The organism is Vibrio sp. 03_296 (genome assembly GCF_002265885.1).
The window spans coordinates 25,156-42,711 of sequence record NZ_NPKW01000085.1; the positions used below are offsets into that span (position 1 = coordinate 25,156).

General features: G+C 45.7%; 20 protein-coding genes, 1 tRNA gene and 1 pseudogene. 16 read left to right on the top strand and 6 right to left on the bottom strand.

Going from position 1 to position 17,556, the window contains the following annotated elements; all coding sequences use genetic code 11:
* Positions 1–15 precede the first annotated feature (15 nt).
* Both CIK04_RS11005 and gltX read left to right on the top strand, forming a co-directional pair.
* Positions 16–807: a hypothetical protein gene (locus tag CIK04_RS11005; protein ID WP_058667524.1), complete on the top strand. Its 792-nt coding sequence runs from the start codon at positions 16–18 to the stop codon at positions 805–807.
* Positions 808–958: 151 nt separating this feature from the next.
* Positions 959–2,383 carry a glutamate--tRNA ligase gene (gene gltX, locus CIK04_RS11010; protein WP_097353342.1) on the top strand — a complete coding sequence of 475 codons (1,425 nt, stop codon included), beginning with the start codon at positions 959–961 and terminating at the stop codon, positions 2,381–2,383.
* Positions 2,384–2,465: 82 nt separating this feature from the next.
* Here gltX and CIK04_RS11015 read toward each other — a convergent pair whose 3' ends face one another.
* From CIK04_RS11015 to CIK04_RS11025, 3 genes are all read right to left on the bottom strand, one after another.
* On the bottom strand, positions 2,466–2,972 hold the full coding sequence (locus CIK04_RS11015; RefSeq protein ID WP_011078350.1) for a hypothetical protein: 507 nt from the start codon (positions 2,970–2,972) through the stop codon (positions 2,466–2,468).
* A gap of 157 nt (positions 2,973–3,129) precedes the next feature.
* Positions 3,130–3,206, bottom strand: a tRNA-Arg gene (locus tag CIK04_RS11020).
* A gap of 53 nt (positions 3,207–3,259) precedes the next feature.
* A complete protein-coding gene (locus CIK04_RS11025; protein ID WP_097353341.1) occupies positions 3,260–4,393 on the bottom strand; it encodes a flagellar assembly protein FlgT in 1,134 nt (377 codons plus the stop codon).
* Positions 4,394–4,565: 172 nt separating this feature from the next.
* On the opposite strand from CIK04_RS11025, the gene CIK04_RS11030 reads away from it, so the two are divergent.
* Both CIK04_RS11030 and flgP read left to right on the top strand, forming a co-directional pair.
* Positions 4,566–5,201: a FlgO family outer membrane protein gene (locus tag CIK04_RS11030; RefSeq protein WP_011078348.1), complete on the top strand. Its 636-nt coding sequence runs from the start codon at positions 4,566–4,568 to the stop codon at positions 5,199–5,201.
* Positions 5,202–5,209: 8 nt separating this feature from the next.
* Entirely contained in the window at positions 5,210–5,641 is a 432-nt protein-coding gene (gene flgP / locus CIK04_RS11035; protein ID WP_017420918.1) for a flagellar assembly lipoprotein FlgP, read from the top strand.
* Positions 5,642–5,838: 197 nt separating this feature from the next.
* On the opposite strand, the gene CIK04_RS11040 is transcribed toward flgP, so the two are convergent.
* The 3 genes from CIK04_RS11040 to flgA form a co-directional block, all read right to left on the bottom strand.
* Entirely contained in the window at positions 5,839–6,264 is a 426-nt protein-coding gene (locus CIK04_RS11040) for a flagella synthesis protein FlgN (RefSeq protein ID WP_011078346.1), read from the bottom strand.
* 20 nt (positions 6,265–6,284) lie between these two features.
* Positions 6,285–6,611, bottom strand: a complete 327-nt coding sequence (gene flgM / locus CIK04_RS11045; RefSeq protein WP_038939391.1) for a flagellar biosynthesis anti-sigma factor FlgM — start codon at positions 6,609–6,611, stop codon at positions 6,285–6,287.
* A 146-nt stretch (positions 6,612–6,757) separates the two neighbouring features.
* The gene (flgA, locus tag CIK04_RS11050) at positions 6,758–7,504 is read right to left on the bottom strand and encodes a flagellar basal body P-ring formation chaperone FlgA (RefSeq protein ID WP_039452057.1); all 747 of its coding nucleotides are present in this window, start codon (positions 7,502–7,504) and stop codon (positions 6,758–6,760) included.
* 75 nt (positions 7,505–7,579) lie between these two features.
* Here flgA and CIK04_RS11055 point away from each other — a divergent pair, with 75 nt between their 5' ends.
* From CIK04_RS11055 to CIK04_RS11110, 12 genes and pseudogenes are all read left to right on the top strand, one after another.
* On the top strand, positions 7,580–8,506 hold the full coding sequence (locus CIK04_RS11055; RefSeq protein ID WP_097353340.1) for a chemotaxis protein CheV: 927 nt from the start codon (positions 7,580–7,582) through the stop codon (positions 8,504–8,506).
* Between the two features lie 13 nt (positions 8,507–8,519).
* Entirely contained in the window at positions 8,520–9,347 is an 828-nt protein-coding gene (locus CIK04_RS11060; protein ID WP_017420923.1) for a protein-glutamate O-methyltransferase, read from the top strand.
* A 332-nt stretch (positions 9,348–9,679) separates the two neighbouring features.
* Positions 9,680–10,075 (top strand): flagellar basal body rod protein FlgB, encoded by a 396-nt coding sequence (gene flgB, locus CIK04_RS11065; RefSeq protein WP_017420924.1) that lies wholly within the window; start codon positions 9,680–9,682, stop codon positions 10,073–10,075.
* A gap of 4 nt (positions 10,076–10,079) precedes the next feature.
* Entirely contained in the window at positions 10,080–10,496 is a 417-nt protein-coding gene (flgC, locus tag CIK04_RS11070; RefSeq protein ID WP_011078340.1) for a flagellar basal body rod protein FlgC, read from the top strand.
* A 17-nt stretch (positions 10,497–10,513) separates the two neighbouring features.
* Positions 10,514–11,221 (top strand): flagellar hook assembly protein FlgD, encoded by a 708-nt coding sequence (gene flgD / locus CIK04_RS11075; protein WP_011078339.1) that lies wholly within the window; start codon positions 10,514–10,516, stop codon positions 11,219–11,221.
* 30 nt (positions 11,222–11,251) lie between these two features.
* Positions 11,252–12,556: a flagellar hook protein FlgE gene (flgE, locus tag CIK04_RS11080; protein ID WP_017420925.1), complete on the top strand. Its 1,305-nt coding sequence runs from the start codon at positions 11,252–11,254 to the stop codon at positions 12,554–12,556.
* Positions 12,557–12,797: 241 nt separating this feature from the next.
* Positions 12,798–13,547: a flagellar basal-body rod protein FlgF gene (gene flgF, locus CIK04_RS11085; protein WP_017420926.1), complete on the top strand. Its 750-nt coding sequence runs from the start codon at positions 12,798–12,800 to the stop codon at positions 13,545–13,547.
* A 21-nt stretch (positions 13,548–13,568) separates the two neighbouring features.
* Positions 13,569–14,357 carry a flagellar basal-body rod protein FlgG gene (gene flgG, locus CIK04_RS11090; protein ID WP_011078336.1) on the top strand — a complete coding sequence of 263 codons (789 nt, stop codon included), beginning with the start codon at positions 13,569–13,571 and terminating at the stop codon, positions 14,355–14,357.
* A 37-nt stretch (positions 14,358–14,394) separates the two neighbouring features.
* On the top strand, positions 14,395–15,174 hold the full coding sequence (gene flgH, locus CIK04_RS11095; protein ID WP_017789273.1) for a flagellar basal body L-ring protein FlgH: 780 nt from the start codon (positions 14,395–14,397) through the stop codon (positions 15,172–15,174).
* Between the two features lie 59 nt (positions 15,175–15,233).
* The gene (locus tag CIK04_RS11100; RefSeq protein WP_011078334.1) at positions 15,234–16,325 is read left to right on the top strand and encodes a flagellar basal body P-ring protein FlgI; all 1,092 of its coding nucleotides are present in this window, start codon (positions 15,234–15,236) and stop codon (positions 16,323–16,325) included.
* Positions 16,326–16,341: 16 nt separating this feature from the next.
* A complete protein-coding gene (gene flgJ / locus CIK04_RS11105) occupies positions 16,342–17,262 on the top strand; it encodes a flagellar assembly peptidoglycan hydrolase FlgJ (RefSeq protein WP_039538980.1) in 921 nt (306 codons plus the stop codon).
* A 108-nt stretch (positions 17,263–17,370) separates the two neighbouring features.
* A pseudogene (locus CIK04_RS11110) lies at positions 17,371–17,556 on the top strand (IS5/IS1182 family transposase); the annotation flags it as partial.

Consider the following 17,556-nt stretch of genomic DNA (forward strand, 5'->3'; position numbering starts at 1 on the left):
AATAAGGTGTATCAAATGTACAAAAAAATGTTGGTTGTAGGATTAGTTTTGCTAAATGGATGTACTACCTTATCGAGTGATGACGATTTTAGTAATGCGATTGGTTCTGTCAGTCAGAAAGCGAACTATATTACTGTAGAAGCGAAAGGAGTTACTCCAATAGAGAGTGATTCTAAAGGTGGATTTGCGATAAAAAACGTGTCGAAAGTAATCGCGAGTTTTCCAACGAATGAGAGCTCAACCGCTCCCGATTCCTACGTCGCGGTTGAACTGAGCTACTTCAAATCAAACAATGAGTATACTTCGGTCTCTATTAAGAATAAGCAACGCGCCATTACAATGACCGCACCAACCGATGAAACATGCTCTGAGCACTGCACTGTTACACAGCATTTTTCATTTCCTATTTATGAAAACGAGTTGTTGTCTGCCGCAGAAAATGGACTTCACTATTCTGTGAATGCAAGAAACAACAGCTCCCAGCTTAATTTTTTAATTCCAGCAGGGTATTTTGAAGCAATCCTTGGGGAGCAAAAACAGAACGTTACCATCGTTAAGAATGAGAACAATGTCCCTAAACAGCCTGCTGTAATGGCTTCTAAGCCTGTAGAAATGGCCCAATATTGGTATAACGAAGCGAATGTCGAAGACAAACAACGTTTTGCTCAATGGGCTTTTGAGAACAGAAAATCCATATCAACTCAGCTACCAGCGACCTCTAAATCTCTAGATATGCTGAGTTATTGGTATGAAAAGGCAACGGCTGAAGAAAAAACGCAAATCTTAACTTGGTTACTAAACAATTAACCGATTTGAGCGGGGAATCGACCCGAAGTGTTGGGCTTGGCAAAATGTCTTTTGTATGGTCATTGTAGATTTACCTCATAGTGCTAAAATGTCGCACATTTCTTAGTGGTGCTAGTCTTATCAGCACGCTTCTTCCAAAAGGTAAAAATTGATGACGGTTAAAACTCGTTTTGCTCCTAGCCCAACTGGCTACCTACACGTTGGTGGTGCTCGTACAGCACTTTACTCTTGGTTATACGCGAAAAGCCAAGGTGGTGAGTTCGTTCTACGTATTGAAGATACGGACCTAGAGCGCAACTCTCAGGAAGCGGTAGATGCCATTATTGAAGGTATGCAGTGGCTAGGTTTGGAATGGAACGAAGGTCCTTATTTCCAAACTCAGCGTTTTGATCGTTACAACGAGATGGTTGATAAGCTGCTTGCGGAAGATAAAGCGTACAAATGTTACGCATCAAAAGAGCTGCTTGATGAAGTTCGTGCAGAGCAAGAAGCCAACAAAGAAATGCCTCGCTACGATGCTGAACACCCAAAAATCAAAGCGGCAAATGAAGTGGCAAAAGATGGCGATCCATGCGTGATTCGTTTCCGTAACCCGAAAGAGGGTAGCGTTGTATTCGAAGATCAAATCCGTGGTCGTATCGAAATCAGCAATAGCCAAATGGATGATCTCATCATCCGTCGTACCGATGGTTCACCAACCTACAACTTCTGTGTGGTGGTTGACGATTGGGATATGGGCATTACGCACGTTATCCGTGGCGAAGACCATATCAACAACACGCCTCGTCAAATCAACATCTATGAAGCACTAGGTGCGCCAGTTCCTACGTTTGCGCATTGTGCCATGATCCTCGGTGACGATGGTGCGAAACTGTCTAAGCGTCATGGTGCGGTGTCAGTGATGCAATACCGCGATATGGGTTACTTGCCAGTGGCATTGAACAACTACCTCGTACGCCTTGGGTGGTCTCACGGTGACCAAGAAATTTTCTCTCAAGAAGAGATGATCAACCTATTTAGCTTGAATGCTATCTCAAAGTCAGCGTCTGCGTTTAATACCGACAAGCTGCTATGGTTGAATAACCACTACATCAAAACATCGGATCCTGAATACGTAGCTGAACATCTTCAGTGGCATTTAGATCAGAAGGGTATCAAGACCGAAAATGGTCCAGCCATCACTGACGTGATCAAACTGGTTGGCGAGCGTTGCAATACGTTGGTTGAGTTGGCCGATCAAATTGGTTACTTCTACCAAGATTTTGACGCATTTGATGCTGATGCAGCGAAAAAACACCTACGTGGTGTGGCGAAGCAGCCGCTAGAAGTCGCTCTGGCTAAAGTGGAAGCCCTTACTGAGTGGACAACAGAAAACCTACACCAAGTGATTGCCGATGTGTGTACTGAGCTTGAAATCGGTATGGGCAAAATCGGTATGCCTCTGCGTGTTGCTGTTACTGGTGGTGGTCAGTCTCCTTCTGTAGATGCAGTGATGCAGCTCATCGGTAAAGAGCGTGTTGTTGCGCGTATTAAGATGGCGTTGGCGTTTATTGCAGAGCGTGAAGCAAACGCATAATTGGCCAGCGAGAATAATAAAACCGCAGCTCAGTGCTGCGGTTTTTTTTTGGACTTTGTTTGAGTGTGAAAAAGAGCACGCGTTATTTGAGACCGATGCTGTTCAGCCGGCCCATAAAGGTGAGGATCTCTAAATTCTCTTTGTGCGCTTCCAATAGCGCTTTTTTGGTCTGTGAGTAGGCGGCAAGTTTGCCGTATTTGCTGATGGAACGAACGACGGTTTTGTACTTGTATTCGCCTTTGTCATTCATCACACGCCATTTGGCAATGTAGCAGGTATCTCGGTTGTTAGGATCCGCCAGAGTAGGGTTGGGTTTGTGCACGATCTTTGGCTCTAAACTATGAGGCAGGCGAGTCATTAAGTACGGATCTTTCATTAGGCGTCGCCAGAATTTCCCCCACATCTCTCTTCCCAGTTCATTGCGCATTTTAATCGCTTTTTGTAGCGCTTTCTTTTCCCCAAGTTTTACAAATCCAATCGAACGATGCAGCACCTTATCGTCAGGTGTATGGATATGAATTTTAAAGGCAGTTTTGCCTTTTGAAATGAAACGATGCCCAGTGTTAGTTATCAGATTGCTCTTAGTCATAACGGTAACTAATAATTTTATTAATATGGGTTAGAGTAAGGAAATATTAGTAATAATTAAAGTAGCAAAATGAAAAGTTGCCCATTTTTTTCTGAACAATAGGAAAGCACTTGACGAAAAAAAAGCTAAGCATCGTTGACGCTTAGCTTGAGTAAGATGGCGCTCCCAACAGGATTTGAACCTGTGACCTGCCCCTTAGGAGGGGGCTGCGCTATCCAGCTGTGCCATGGGAGCAGGCTTGTTATCTTACGGAAATGGACGCAAATGTTAAGCCTTAACTTTTGATATTAAAGCGGTTTGTGCATTACGTCGCCAATCTGGATACTGGAGGCTAAGTTCGGTTGATCCACCGTCAACTCGGCTTCGTTTTCATAAACTCGAGAAACCGTTAAGGTAATTTCGCTTTGAGAAACTTTATTGCGTGGCAAGCCATACTGATCAATAAACGAAGCCGTGTGCCAAAGTTGCAACCTGTCGCCTTCGCGCACACCATGAATTCGGCCAAGATCCATCGTGACGGTATTGCCAAAAACAGCCACAACCTCTGGCAGGGTGATCTTGCACGACACTTCCGATTCCATATCTAACATGATATTACGGCTGACTCGCAGCATCATCTCACCATAGGTTGAAGCCCAGAAGCGCGCACTGCGAGTGTCAATCTGGCTGGTTTTTGCAAACGGCCACTTCGCCACTTCACGGTAGCTTCTTGAATACACTTCATTACCCGTTTTGCCATCGTACACCTGCATTTCGAGGGCAAACTGGCGATTGATCACGTCATCTACAAGTAATTTCGATTCGATCGTCGCGGTTAAGTCGGTGATGACACCACCGATGATGTATTGAGCGCCAGTGTCTTGGGCAATCATCTTGATACGTTCGGGATTGCGTCGATCAATATCGTAATCAGTGGTGCCGACCGAAACAAAACTTCTTGATTCCTGATCAAACTGTCGGTTAATGACGTGGCTGAAATCATCCCCCACTTTGTAGATTTGCCCCATCACCGCTTGTTGAGGCGAGGCAACATCGATATTGCCGACCAAAATGGTCTTTTTATATTGGCTAACGTGGCAACCTGTTGCCGATGGATAAATATCAATTCTGGCACGTACTTCGACCTTATTCCCTTTGGATCGTTGAGACTGAACTAGGATGTAGCGGACTTCGTGGTTAGTGAATTGATACTCTGTGCGGCTCTCTTCAAGAAATGGGCGAAGATTACTGAGGCTGCCAATATCTGCCCCAGAAAAGTTGACGGCTTTATATAACGCGTCCTCTAAGGCGTGAACTCTTGCCACTTCTTCAGATGAAACAATGGTGGCAACTCCCGTCGCTTCATACCATGCGGCATGAGCATTTAGAGAGATGAATGTCATCCAAATTGTTGAAAATAGGCCAAAAGTAATTTTTTTCATCGTGAATTTCCCAAGTGGGTATAGATATTGCTTTGCATTTATCAGCTGTATATGGATGTCGCTTTTAACTTGTTGCAGAGATACAAAAGCAAAGACTGTTCCAAGATTGTAAACCAGTCGGAAAACAAAAGCAGTCTTAATGGACATCTGAGATTATCTGGAGATTAACCCCATGAAAAAATGGATTGTTGTAGCGTCCGTCATGGCTTTGAGTTCATGCGCCTACTCACCGATTTACAACGGTAAAGAACCGTACTCGGGCAGCCAGTTTATGCTGATGGAAAGCCCGCGTCATACGATGGACTTCTTTGTCGAGAGCCTGACGGAAGATCTGATTCTGTCAAATACCAGTGTGTCTGCTCGTACACCGATTGCCGTCACCTCGTTTGTTGATTTGCAGAACATGGATTCAACCAACTGGCTTGGAAACTCCGTGTCTGAAGGTTTTATTTACCAACTTCAGCGTCGTGGTTTCAAAGTCGTGGATTTCAAAACCACGGGATCGATTCAAGTGACGCAACAAGGCGATTTTGCTTTGAGCCGTGATTGGAAAGATCTCGCACAAGAACAAGAAATCCAATATGTACTCACGGGGACCATGTTACGACAAGAAGGTGGCGTGTTAGTCAACGCTCGCGTGGTGGGTATGCAAACCCGAGTGGTAGTGGCTTCAGCTCAAGGCTTCTTACCTGCTGAGCGTATTGGCCGCGACTTGGATACATTGAACAGTATTCGCACTCAAGATGGGGTGATCATTCGTTCAGATCCGACCATTCGTCAACCATATACCGTGATCTTACGTCCATAGGGGGAGCTATGAAAAAGTCTCTTATCGCTTTCGTTATGCTCCTTATGGTGGGGTGCCAACCGCTACAGCAGATGCGTCAAGACGATATGCTGGTGGCAGTGGGGTATGCCAGTATTAGTGAACAAACAGGCCGCACAGATGAAGAAAAACGCGTTCGTGCCATGCGTGCTTCTAAAATTGACGCGTATCGTGAACTTGCCGAGCAGGTTTATGGTATGCGAGTGAGTGGCAGAGCGCATTTGGAGGATCAACGTTTGGGTGTTGAAAATACCTCAGGTGCCGTTGATGGTGTGATCCGTGGTGCAGAAGTGGTGCGTAGTTACCCTGTGGGCGATAGCTATGTAACTGAACTGCGTTTAGATATCCGTAAGATGGATAAGCTGCGTGACTACGGTGAAGTTCAGCAGATCCCTGAAAAAAGGCAGCAAACACTTTTCTAATCTCATTCAGTTTTCCAGATAATCAGAATCAAGCGGCCACGGTTGGCCGCTTTTCTTTTATTCGTTTTTTTAGCGCAGCGTTAGTGATCTTTTGACGTGATGTTATCGAAGGAGAAAAGGAGGATTTGATTTAGTGTTGCATGAGAAAGGGGCATTAAGTTTGGACTCATACCGTAAAAAGGCGTTATCCGGTCTGATTACGCTTTGATATTCGTACCAAGGGTAGAAATGGTATGCGTTTTACCACCGGCATTATAGGTCATGCCTATTTTTCCGTGGCTATGTTGCAGCATATTATTGAGTTTGTTGAAGCTAGATTGAGCGCGCGTAAGCGCTTCGCCGTTGATTTGGTTGATTTGTTGGCAATCAAGAATAATCGATTGAATACTGGCAACCGTTTCTCTTAAGTAAGTATCTTCGGTAAGTTGATTGACATGCGGGTGAGAGGCAATTCGCTGGTCTGTTTGTTGTAAACGACCAATGAGCGTCATCTTTTCTTTGGCAATTTTCTCGATATCTGCAGAAACACGGCTAGCAATGATCTTGCTTTCCTTTTCTAACACAATAGAGAGAGCTTTAGCATTTTCAAACTGGAAATTTACTAAATCAACTAAAGCAGCCATAACTACTACCTACCTAGACCTTATGCTTTAACGCGGTCTGCCAGTTCGTTTTCAAATTTCATCATGTTATCTGCAAGCTTTTCAGGATCGACACGATAAGAACCGTTTGCGATCGCTTCTTTGATCGCGGCGACTTTAGCGGCATCGAATGCTGGCTTAGACGCCATTTCCTGATGAAGTTGCTCGATATCACGACTTTGTTGACTCAAAGAAACAGCATCTTGCCCGACGTTGCTTTTTTTCGCTTCGTTACGGGTATCAGATACCGAATTTGAATCGGAACGCGCAGGACCACGACTGTTTGTCGTCATGATTTGACCTGAACGTATGTTATCGATACTTGCCATATATAAACCTTACCTACACAGTACGGGATTTGTACTCTCAGTATCGACCACGTCAGCCAATACTTTAGAAAAAATTTCCATTTTCTTTCTAGCAGGATTCGGGCCTAAAACTTAGACGAGCCCCGATAGGAAGCATGAGGAACATGTTAAAACGAAACAGTCACTTCAGCAATGCCGGTCACAATTCCTTCGATTATACGCTGAGACTTGTCATTTTTCACCCGAACTTGTTCCCCTGTTGCGCCATCTTGTAATGAGGTGCCTTGAGTTGTGATTGTCATCCCATCCTTTGTTGCTTTTATCACCACTTTTTCATTGCGGCATACAACACAGATGTCTCCTCGCTCCACTACATCACCAGGACGCAAAACGCGTTTTACTTTCGCCCCAACGACTTGAGTGATGTCCGAGTACCCTTCTTTGCGAAAGCGTTGTAACTCTATCAAATTGGTACTCACATCTGAGAAGGAGATGATTTCTCCCCGGCTAAGGGAGCGATTTGCCGTCACTAGAGAAACGGCAATCGACAGTCTCACAGGGACATAGATCTGCCATTCATCTGGTGGACACTCCACAAGAACATTAATATTACTTCGAGTGCTATTGGTTGAATTGGAACTGGTTACCAAAGCAATCGGGCAATCGGTCGCTTTTATTCTACTATCTATATTAGCGGCACTGACAGTCAACTGGCCTCCCATTGGGGCCTCCACATTGGCTAAAATGTGTTCTTCTGCAGCTAACTGTATCTGTTTTATTTGATTTTCTGTCGCGCCATGCGCAAAAAAACTAAACAAAGTTAGCAAAATGCCGATAGACTTAGCGTAACTTTTATAGAAAGCTCTACACTTATAGATGGTAAATGAAGATAAATAAGTATTAGAATACGCCATTCTGTTTCTCTGGTGTTATGCAGCTGTAATTAGATTATCACTTTTAATCAAAAAGTTTGAGATGGAGATGAGCTTATGACGGGGATTCTTGATTCAGTGAATCAGCGGACGCAACTCGTAGGTCAAAATAGACTTGAGTTGCTGACCTTTCGTTTAATGGGCCGACAACGTTATGGTATTAACGTATTTAAAGTCAAAGAAGTGCTACAGTGCCCTAAGCTTACTTCAATGCCTAATCTGCACCCACTGGTAAAAGGTGTCGCTCATATTCGTGGCCATACCGTGTCGGTGATTGACCTAAGCCTAGCAATTGGTGGACGTCCAACTCAAAATATCGATAAGTGCTTTGTGGTTATCGCAGAGTTCAACCGTTCCATTCAGGCGTTCTTGGTGACTTCTGTTGAGCGTATTATTAATATGCATTGGGAGGCTATCTTGCCACCACCAGATGGTGCTGGTAAAGCGAACTACCTAACTGCAGTGACCAACATTGATAATGAGTTAGTTGAAATTCTCGACGTTGAGAAAATTTTGGCTGAAATCGCGCCAGTGGATGAAACAATGGATTCTTCGATTGGTGAAGAAATTGCCAAAGTCGAAACTGCAAAAGCGCTTGTACGTCGTATCTTGATTGCTGACGACTCCACCGTTGCTCGTAAACAGGTAGAGCGCGCCATTACCAATATTGGTTTTGAATGCGTTGCGGTTAAAGATGGCAAAGAGGCTTACGAGAAGCTGGTTGAAATGGCCGCAGATGGCCCGATTAGAGACCAGATTTCTCTTGTGATTTCGGATATCGAAATGCCAGAGATGGATGGTTATACTTTAACGGCGGAAATTCGCCGCAATGCAGAGCTAAAAGATCTGTATGTGATCCTGCACTCCTCTCTCAGTGGTGTCTTTAACCAAGCCATGGTTGAACGAGTCGGCGCAAATGCGTTTATCGCGAAGTTCAATCCAGACGAGTTGGGTAATGCAGTGAAAACTGCACTAACAAACTAATAAAGAGACGTTAATGACTGCTATTACAATCAGTGACCAAGAGTATCGAGACTTTAGCCGTTTTCTAGAGTCCCAGTGCGGCATCGTATTGGGTGACAGTAAGCAGTATTTGGTTCGTAGCCGTCTCAGTCCATTGGTCACCAAATTCAAACTAGCTTCACTCTCGGATCTGCTAAGAGATGTGGTCACTGGCCGCAATCGCGAACTTCGAGTGGCAGCAGTCGATGCAATGACGACAAACGAAACCTTGTGGTTTCGTGATACCTATCCTTTCACCGTATTGGCAGAAAAGCTTTTGCCTGAGGTAGCGGCAAGCCGTCGCCCTATTAAAATTTGGTCAGCGGCAAGTTCTTCAGGTCAAGAGCCTTATTCGATGGCAATGACGGTGCTAGAGACTCAACAACGTAAGCCGGGTATGTTAACCAGCGTGGCGATTACCGCGACGGATATCTCAGCCAGCATGTTGGATATGTGTCGAGCCGGTGTTTATGACAACCTAGCTCTAGGCCGTGGTCTTTCTCCTGAGCGACGCCGCACGTTTTTTGAAGACGCAGGCGATGGCCGTATGAAAGTCAAAGACAACGTAAAGCGTTTGGTGAACTTTAGGCCACAAAACTTGATGGATAGCTACGCGTTACTGGGTAAATTTGACATCATTTTCTGCCGAAACGTATTGATTTACTTTTCACCAGATATGAAATCAAAAGTACTGAACCAGATGGCGAACAGCTTGAACCCAGGTGGTTACTTGCTGCTAGGGGCATCAGAGTCTCTAACTGGATTGACAGACCGATTCGAAATGGTTCGTTGTAATCCTGGTATCATCTACAAGTTGAAGTAACTTGCAAAGCAACAGACAACATTCAAACAGCTCGATATTCTCGAGCTGTTTTTTTATATCTAGTTTGCTAGTCCCTAGTCCCCTTAACTCTTCTGTCATTTTCCTTCGAACTCTCAGGTTCATTTCCACGAAACGAGCGCCTTCAGATTGTTTGGGTGTATAATTTTAAAGCCAGTCATGTTGGTGAAGCTTTATGACATTCCCTTCACTGACATGGCTTAGTTATTGCTATTCCAATATCGGCTAAAACAAATTTTGTTAGTTTTGTCTTTTGGCACACTAATTGCTTTTGTTTAACCAATAACGGTCAGTTCTATTTGTAGAGGCAAGTTATGACTATCTCTTTTGACAAGGCACTAGGTATCCACCAACACACGGTGGGCGTGCGTGAACGCAATGCAGAGGTTATCTCTACTAACATTGCGCAAGCAAACACACCTGGCTACAAGGCAAGAGGGTTAGATTTTTCTAAGGAACTGCAAGCGGCAAGTTCGGGGGCAAGCATTGGTCTTAGCCGTACGGATGGTCGGCACATTCCTGCCACTACAACGGTAATGGGTGAAAAACTTTATCGTTTACCGACTCAACCAGATACCGGAGATGGCAATACGGTCGATTTGGATCTCGAGCGTAATTTGTTTATGCAGAACCAAATTCGTCATCAAGCGTCTCTCGATTTTCTGGGCGGGAAATTTAAGAACTTAACGAAAGCGATCAAAGGGGATTAATTAGATGAGCTTATTTAATGTGTTCAATGTGACTGGTTCTGCAATGAGTGCTGAATCTGTTCGTCTAAATACGACCTCAAGTAACCTAGCCAACGCGGATAGTGTCAGTAGCTCTGCTAAAGATACATACAAAGCCCGCCACGCGGTGTTTGGTGCTGAGTTAAGTAATGCGATGTACAACCGCGGCGACACGGTTCCGGTGAAAGTACTTGGCATTGTGGAAAGCGATAAGCCGCTGAGCGCGGAATACAACCCAGAACATCCACTCGCAAACGATGAAGGCTATATTTACAAGCCTAATGTCAATGTGATGGAAGAAATGGCCAACATGATTTCTGCTTCACGAGCGTATCAAACAAACGTTCAAGTTGCAGATGCAAGTAAACAAATGCTGCTGCGTACGCTGCAGATGGGTCAATAGGGATAAGGAGGTAGCGTATGGCCGGAATCAATAACGTTGGTCAAAGCGGCTTGTCCTATATCGACCAGCTTAAGAGTTTGCAAGAGAGCAAGAAGCCAACAGAAACAACAGGTAAACAAGAGCTTAAACAAGAAGACTTTTTATCGTTGTTGACCAAGCAGCTTGCTCAACAGGATCCTTTTAAGCCGGTGAGTAACGACCAGATGATTGCGCAAATGGCGTCATTTGCGACCGTCGATGGCATCGGAAAGATGAACTCTCAGTTCGAGAGCCTCAACTCATCGATGACGTCAAACCAAGCATTACAAGCTTCTTCTTTAGTGGGTCGTGATGTTTTGGTTCCAGGAGCGGCGGGGCTGAAGCAAGAAAATACGGGTATGCCTGCAATGGTCAAACTTCCACAAGCCATGGATAACGTGATTGTCCGTGTGGAAAATGAAATTGGCCAACTGGTTCGTTCTTTTGAGGTAGGAGCGAAACCTGCGGGAGATAACCGTGTTGAATGGGACGGCAACGACGAAAACGGTAATCCATTGCCGGCTGGCAAATACAAAGTGAAGGCATCAGGTTTATTGGATGGTCAGTCAAGTGACTTCCCAGTATCCACTTATGCCAACGTAAACAGTGTATTGCTAGGTAAAGGTGATGGTAACGTACTGCTCAATCTGGCTGGCTTTGATTCGCCAGTTCGACTTGCTGAAGTACTAGAAGTTGGCAAAGCGTAATTACGCTGGCTAGATTCAGGAGATTTTGGAATGTCATATGTATCTTTAAGCGGTTTGTCCGCAGCTCAGTTAGATCTGAATACCACGAGTAACAACATTGCTAACGCCAATACCTACGGCTTTAAAGAGTCGCGTGCGGAATTTGGTGATGTTTACTCTAACTCACTCTTTACCAATGCGAAAACCACTCCGGGTGGTGGTGTACAAGCAAACCAAGTGGCACAACAGTTCCACGAAGGTTCAAGTATTTACACCAACAACCCTATGGATTTGCGCATTAGCGGCACCGGTTTTTTTGCCGTAGCGAAAGACCGCATGGTACCCAACCAGAACGAACTAACACGTAATGGTGCATTTCATCTAAGCAAAGACAACTACATGGTGACGGCGAATGATGAATACTTACTGGGTTACCAAGTGGACCCGTTGAGTGGCGATGTGGCTTCTTATGAACCCCAGCCTCTGAACATCCCTGCGGAGTTTGGTAAGCCAAAACAGACCTCTAACGTTACGGTAGGTGTTAACTTACCTGCCAGTGGTGCGCTTAAAGATCCACAGGCATTTGATTTCGAAGATCCAGATACTTATAACCGTTCTACTTCTTCGACGATCTATGACTCAATGGGTCAATCTTACAAATTAACCACTTACTATTTGAAAGATCAGACTCAACCCAATACTTGGCAGACGTACTACACAGTAACAGATAGCCAAGGCGAGAAACCATTGAACATTACTGGTGGTGATGCGACCAATGCGACAGGGCATATTGGCCACACCGTTAAGTTCAATAATGATGGTACGTTGGCGAGTCTTAACAATGGTCAGCCGATCATTTCAGATCCGCTTGGTGCTGGTGCAGTGCCGATTGATATGAACGGTGGCGATCCAACGCAAACCATCGCGTTCGATTTAAACTCATCAACCCAGTTTGCTGCACCGTTTGAACTGACAAAGTTCGATGAAGATGGTGCAACCACGGGGTTCTTGACCAAAGTTGATATCGACGAAAACGGCAGTGTTTACGGGACATACTCTAACGGTGAAAACGTGACTCTAGGCCGTGTTGCCTTGGTACGTGTTCCAAATGAGCAAGGTTTGGATAAGAAAGGTGGTACGCAGTGGAATTCAACCAATAACTCAGGCGATAAAATCTGGGGTGAATCAAACAAAGGTTCATTTGGTACGGTTTCCAGCGGTGCGCTTGAGCAGTCGAATATCGATATGACTCAAGAGCTGGTGGATCTGATTTCTGCTCAGCGAAACTTCCAAGCAAACTCACGTGCGCTAGAAGTTCACAACCAGCTACAACAGAACATTCTGCAGATTCGTTAATCGTTTTTATATGACATTCATCTGGTGCTTAGCCTGAACGACCTCACTCAGGCTAAGCATTATTCCTATCTATCATACTTTGCCTCTCTGATTGCCGATCGGCATCTTTTCCACCTACGGTTTGCCTCTATCTGATTGCCACTTTCGTGATTTTATTTCTATGTCATTGAATTTATTGAGTAAAATAAATTGGCATGATGCTTGCTTTTAACGTCTTAGATTAAGATTTTTGGAGCGGATTATGGATCGTGCACTCTTTCTTGCTATGAGTGGTGCCAAGCAGAATATGCAGGCTCTGCAACTACGAGCGAACAACCTAGCCAACGTGAGCACAACAGGGTTTCGTGCAGATTTAGCGCAAGCTCGTTCAATGCAAGCGTACGGTGACGGGCTACCTACTCGAGTTTTCAGCATGACAGAGCGCCCAGGACATAATTTTGCTCAAGGCAGTGTGATCACCACAGGCCGTGAACTCGATATTACGATTGAGGGAAATGGTTGGATTGGGGTGATGGATAAACTAGGCAAAGAAGGGTTAACCCGTAACGGTAATCTGAAAGTCGATCAAAATGGACTACTGAGCAATGCCAGTGGACATTTGGTCCTTGGGGAAGGTGGTGCACCCATTACCATTCCTCTTCCTGTGAGCAAAATTGAAATCGGCCGCGATGGTACGATCTCGGTCTTACCTCAAGGAGCGCCAGCGGAAGAGATGGAAGAAATCGATCGTATTAAGCTGGTCAAGACCAATGACAGTGCTTTGTTTAAAGACACCAATGGCCTGTTCCGCCACAAGGAACCCAATCAGCCGTACGAAGCGGATCCAACCGTGCAAATCATGACAGGTGCCATTGAGGGCAGCAACGTGAATGCTGTTGGTGAAATGACGGCTCTGATTGACCTGCAACGTCAATTTGAGATGCAGGTAAAAATGATGAGCACAGCAGAAGAGATGGACAAGTCGTCTGATTCTCTGCTTCGTATGAGCTAATAGAATTAGAGGTCACAGATTATGCATCCGGCACTATGGGTAAGTAAAACGGGCTTAGACGCTCAACAAACCAATATCGCGACAATTTCAAACAACTTAGCGAACGCCTCAACCATCGGTTTTAAAAAGGGTCGAGCGGTGTTTGAAGATCTGTTCTACCAAAATATTAACCAACCTGGTGGTCAATCTTCTCAGAATACTCAACTGCCCAGTGGTTTGATGTTAGGTGCGGGCTCAAAAGTGGTCGCAACACAAAAAGTGCATACACATGGTAACGCCCAAACCACCACCAATGCGTTGGATCTCATGGTAGAAGGGGATGGCTTTTTCCAAATCACCATGCCCGACGGCAACATTGGTTACTCCCGCAATGGCCAGTTCACTCTGAACGGTGAAGGTGTCGTGGTCACATCCGGTTCGGGTTACCCATTAGAGCCTGAAATTGTGATCCCTGAAGACGCGATTTCCATTACTGTTGGTACGGACGGTGAAGTTTCTGTGCGTATTCGTGGCCAGCAGAATAACCAAGTGGTTGGACAAATCACGATTACCGACTTCGTTAACCCTGGTGGTCTAGAGCCAATCGGTCAAAACCTCTACTTGCCGACAGGGGCGAGTGGTGACCCACAAGAAGGGGTACCTGGCCTTGATGGCTTGGGCGAAGTGCGCCAATCCATGCTAGAAACATCCAACGTGAACGTAACGGAAGAATTGGTCAACATGATCGAAGCGCAACGTGTTTACGAAATGAATTCAAAAGTCATCTCATCGGTCGATAAGATGATGAGTTTTGTGAACCAGCAGCTTTAAGCGCTGGTTGGCTAAACGAGTAGGAGAGAATATCGCCATGAAACGCATCAGTCTGATTGCTTTAGTCACCATCATGAGTGGCTGTACCATGCTTGAGCCAATCGAAACCCCAGAAGTGGTCAACGCGACGACGGTGGTGGATGCGGTTGAAGGGGATAAGTCGAAAGACGAAAGCTCGGGTATTGTCGATACTTTGCGTGGACGTAGCGATCCTGTGGCAGGCGATCCTGCATGGGCTCCCATTCATCCGAAACAGCAGCCAGAGCACTATGCTGCGGAAACGGGCTCGCTATTTAGCGTGAATCATTTGTCGAATCTTTATGATGACTCGAAGCCTCGCGGCGTTGGTGACATCATTACCGTCACTCTGGATGAAAAGACCAATGCTTCCAAAAGTGCCAATGCGGACCTGTCGAAAAGCAACGATTCAAGCATGGACCCCCTTGAAGTGGGTGGACAGGAGCTCCAAATCGACGGTAAGTATAATTTCTCTTACAACCTGACCAACTCAAACAATTTCACTGGCGATGCGTCGGCAAAACAGAGCAACAGCATCAGTGGTTACATCACCGTGGAAGTGATTGAAGTGCTGGCCAATGGCAACCTCGTGATTCGTGGTGAGAAGTGGCTGACGTTGAATACGGGTGATGAGTACATTCGCCTCAGTGGCACAATTCGTCCAGACGACATTAGTTTCGACAACACTATTGCGTCAAATCGCGTTTCCAACGCAAGAATTCAATATTCTGGCACTGGAACACAACAAGATATGCAAGAGCCTGGATTCTTGGCACGATTCTTTAATGTCTCTCTATAAGCGGCAAAGCCGATGGCAATTTGACGGCTTGATCCTGCACTAGAGAAAGGTAAGTTAAGATGAAAAAGTTCACCCTACTGTTGTTATGCTTTGTACTGCCGATGACCTCGGCCTATGCGGCGCGTATTAAAGATGTTGCTCAGGTGGCAGGTGTAAGAAGCAACCAATTGGTAGGTTACGGGCTTGTCTCTGGCTTGCCTGGCACGGGCGAATCCACACCCTTTACCGAGCAAAGTTTTGCCGCAATGCTACAAAACTTCGGCATTCAGTTGCCTGCGGGTACCAAGCCAAAAATCAAAAACGTGGCCGCTGTAATGGTAACGGCAGAACTTCCTCCTTTTTCTAAACCCGGTCAACAGATCGATGTGACGGTCTCCTCTATTGGCAGTGCCAAGAGCTTACGTGGCGGCACCTTGCTGCAAACCTTCTTGAAAGGTTTGGATGGGCAAGTTTATGCCGTGGCACAAGGCAACTTAGTGGTGAGCGGTTTTAGCGCAGAAGGGGCGGATGGCTCCAAAATCGTCGGCAATAACCCGACCGTCGGTATTATCTCTAGCGGTGCCATGGTTGAGCGTGAAGTGCCAACCCCATTTGGCCGTGGCGACTTCATTACATTCAACTTACTTGAATCTGATTTCACCACCGCACAACGCATGGCCGATGCCGTCAACAATTTCCTTGGTCCTCAGATGGCCTCTGCGGTCGACGCGACTTCGGTGCGTGTGCGAGCGCCCCGCGACATCAGTCAACGTGTCGCTTTTCTTTCTGCGATTGAAAACCTCGAGTTTGATCCAGCAGACGGCGCAGCCAAAATCATTGTCAACTCACGTACGGGTACCATTGTGGTGGGTAAACATGTTCGATTAAAACCTGCGGCCGTGACTCACGGTGGCATGACGGTTGCGATTAAAGAAAACTTGAGTGTGAGCCAGCCAAATGGTTTCTCGGGTGGCGAAACCGTCGTTGTTCCCAATTCAGACATTTCAGTAACCGAAGAACAAGGCAAGATGTTCAAATTTGAGCCGGGCTTAACCTTGGATGATCTTGTTCGTGCGGTTAACCAAGTCGGTGCTGCACCGTCAGACTTGATGGCCATTCTACAAGCGCTTAAACAAGCGGGTGCCATCGAGGGACAACTGATCATCATCTGATCGGTTTGGAGGCAATATGATTAACAATCCAAACGACATCGGTTTTATTCACGACATTAGCAATCTTGATAAGCTACGTCAGCAAGCCGTGAACGATAAAGATGGCGGTGAACAAAAAGCACTAGAAGCGGCAGCAAAACAGTTTGAGTCGATTTTTACTTCCATGTTGTTTAAATCGATGCGTGAAGCCAATAGTGGTTTTGAATCAGATTTGATGAACAGCCAAAACCAGCTGTTCTATCGTCAAATGTTGGATGAACAGATGGCCAGTGAGCTCAGTTCTTCCGGTTCACTTGGCTTAGCGGACATGATTGTGGCGCAGTTAAGCAGTGGAAAAGGCATCGATCAAAAAGAGTTAGCAATGCGTGAAGCGGGGCAAGAAGCGCCACAACGTATGCCAATCAATCGCTCGAAAGCACGAGAAACCGAGCAGCGCCTGATTGAGTCAGGCCAGCTCGCTCGCAGTGACAAGGCAAGGTTTGATTCACCAGAGTCGTTCATTACTTCGATGAGACCTTACGCGGAAAGGGCGGCAAAATCCTTAGGGGTTGAACCTTCACTATTGCTCGCACAAGCGGCCTTGGAAACAGGCTGGGGGCAGAAAGTGGTGAAAAATGCTCGTGGCAGCAGCAATAACCTCTTCAACATTAAAGCGGATCGCAGTTGGGCGGGTGACAAAGTTACCACGCAAACTTTAGAGTTCCACGACAATACGCCAGTGAAGGAAACGGCAGCGTTTCGTTCATACGATTCGTTTGCCGACAGCTTTAATGATTACGTGGCGTTTTTAAATAACAATCCACGTTATCAGACCGCACTTCAGAACAATGGCGATTCTGAAAGCTTTATTCGCGGTATTCATCGTGCAGGTTATGCGACGGATCCTGAGTACGCCGACAAAGTGCTCAAAGTGCAGCAACGTATCGACAACATGTAATTCCCCAGCGGCCTACTTAAAAGTAGGCCGTTCAGACTGCTGACAAAGGTCTAGCTTTCGAGCTAGACCTTTGATCTAATAGGGGTATCGAAATATGGATACTCCGATATGCTTCAAGAACCCACCCCGCAACAATACGAACTGGAAATGGTGACGATGGAACAGTTAGTTCCTAAAGACCATTTAGTGCGCAAAATCGATAATGCTATCGACTTTGAATTCATTCGTGATGAAGTCGCTCATCTTTATTGTAAAGATAATGGGCGTCCACCTGTTGACCCTGTTCGTCTCTTC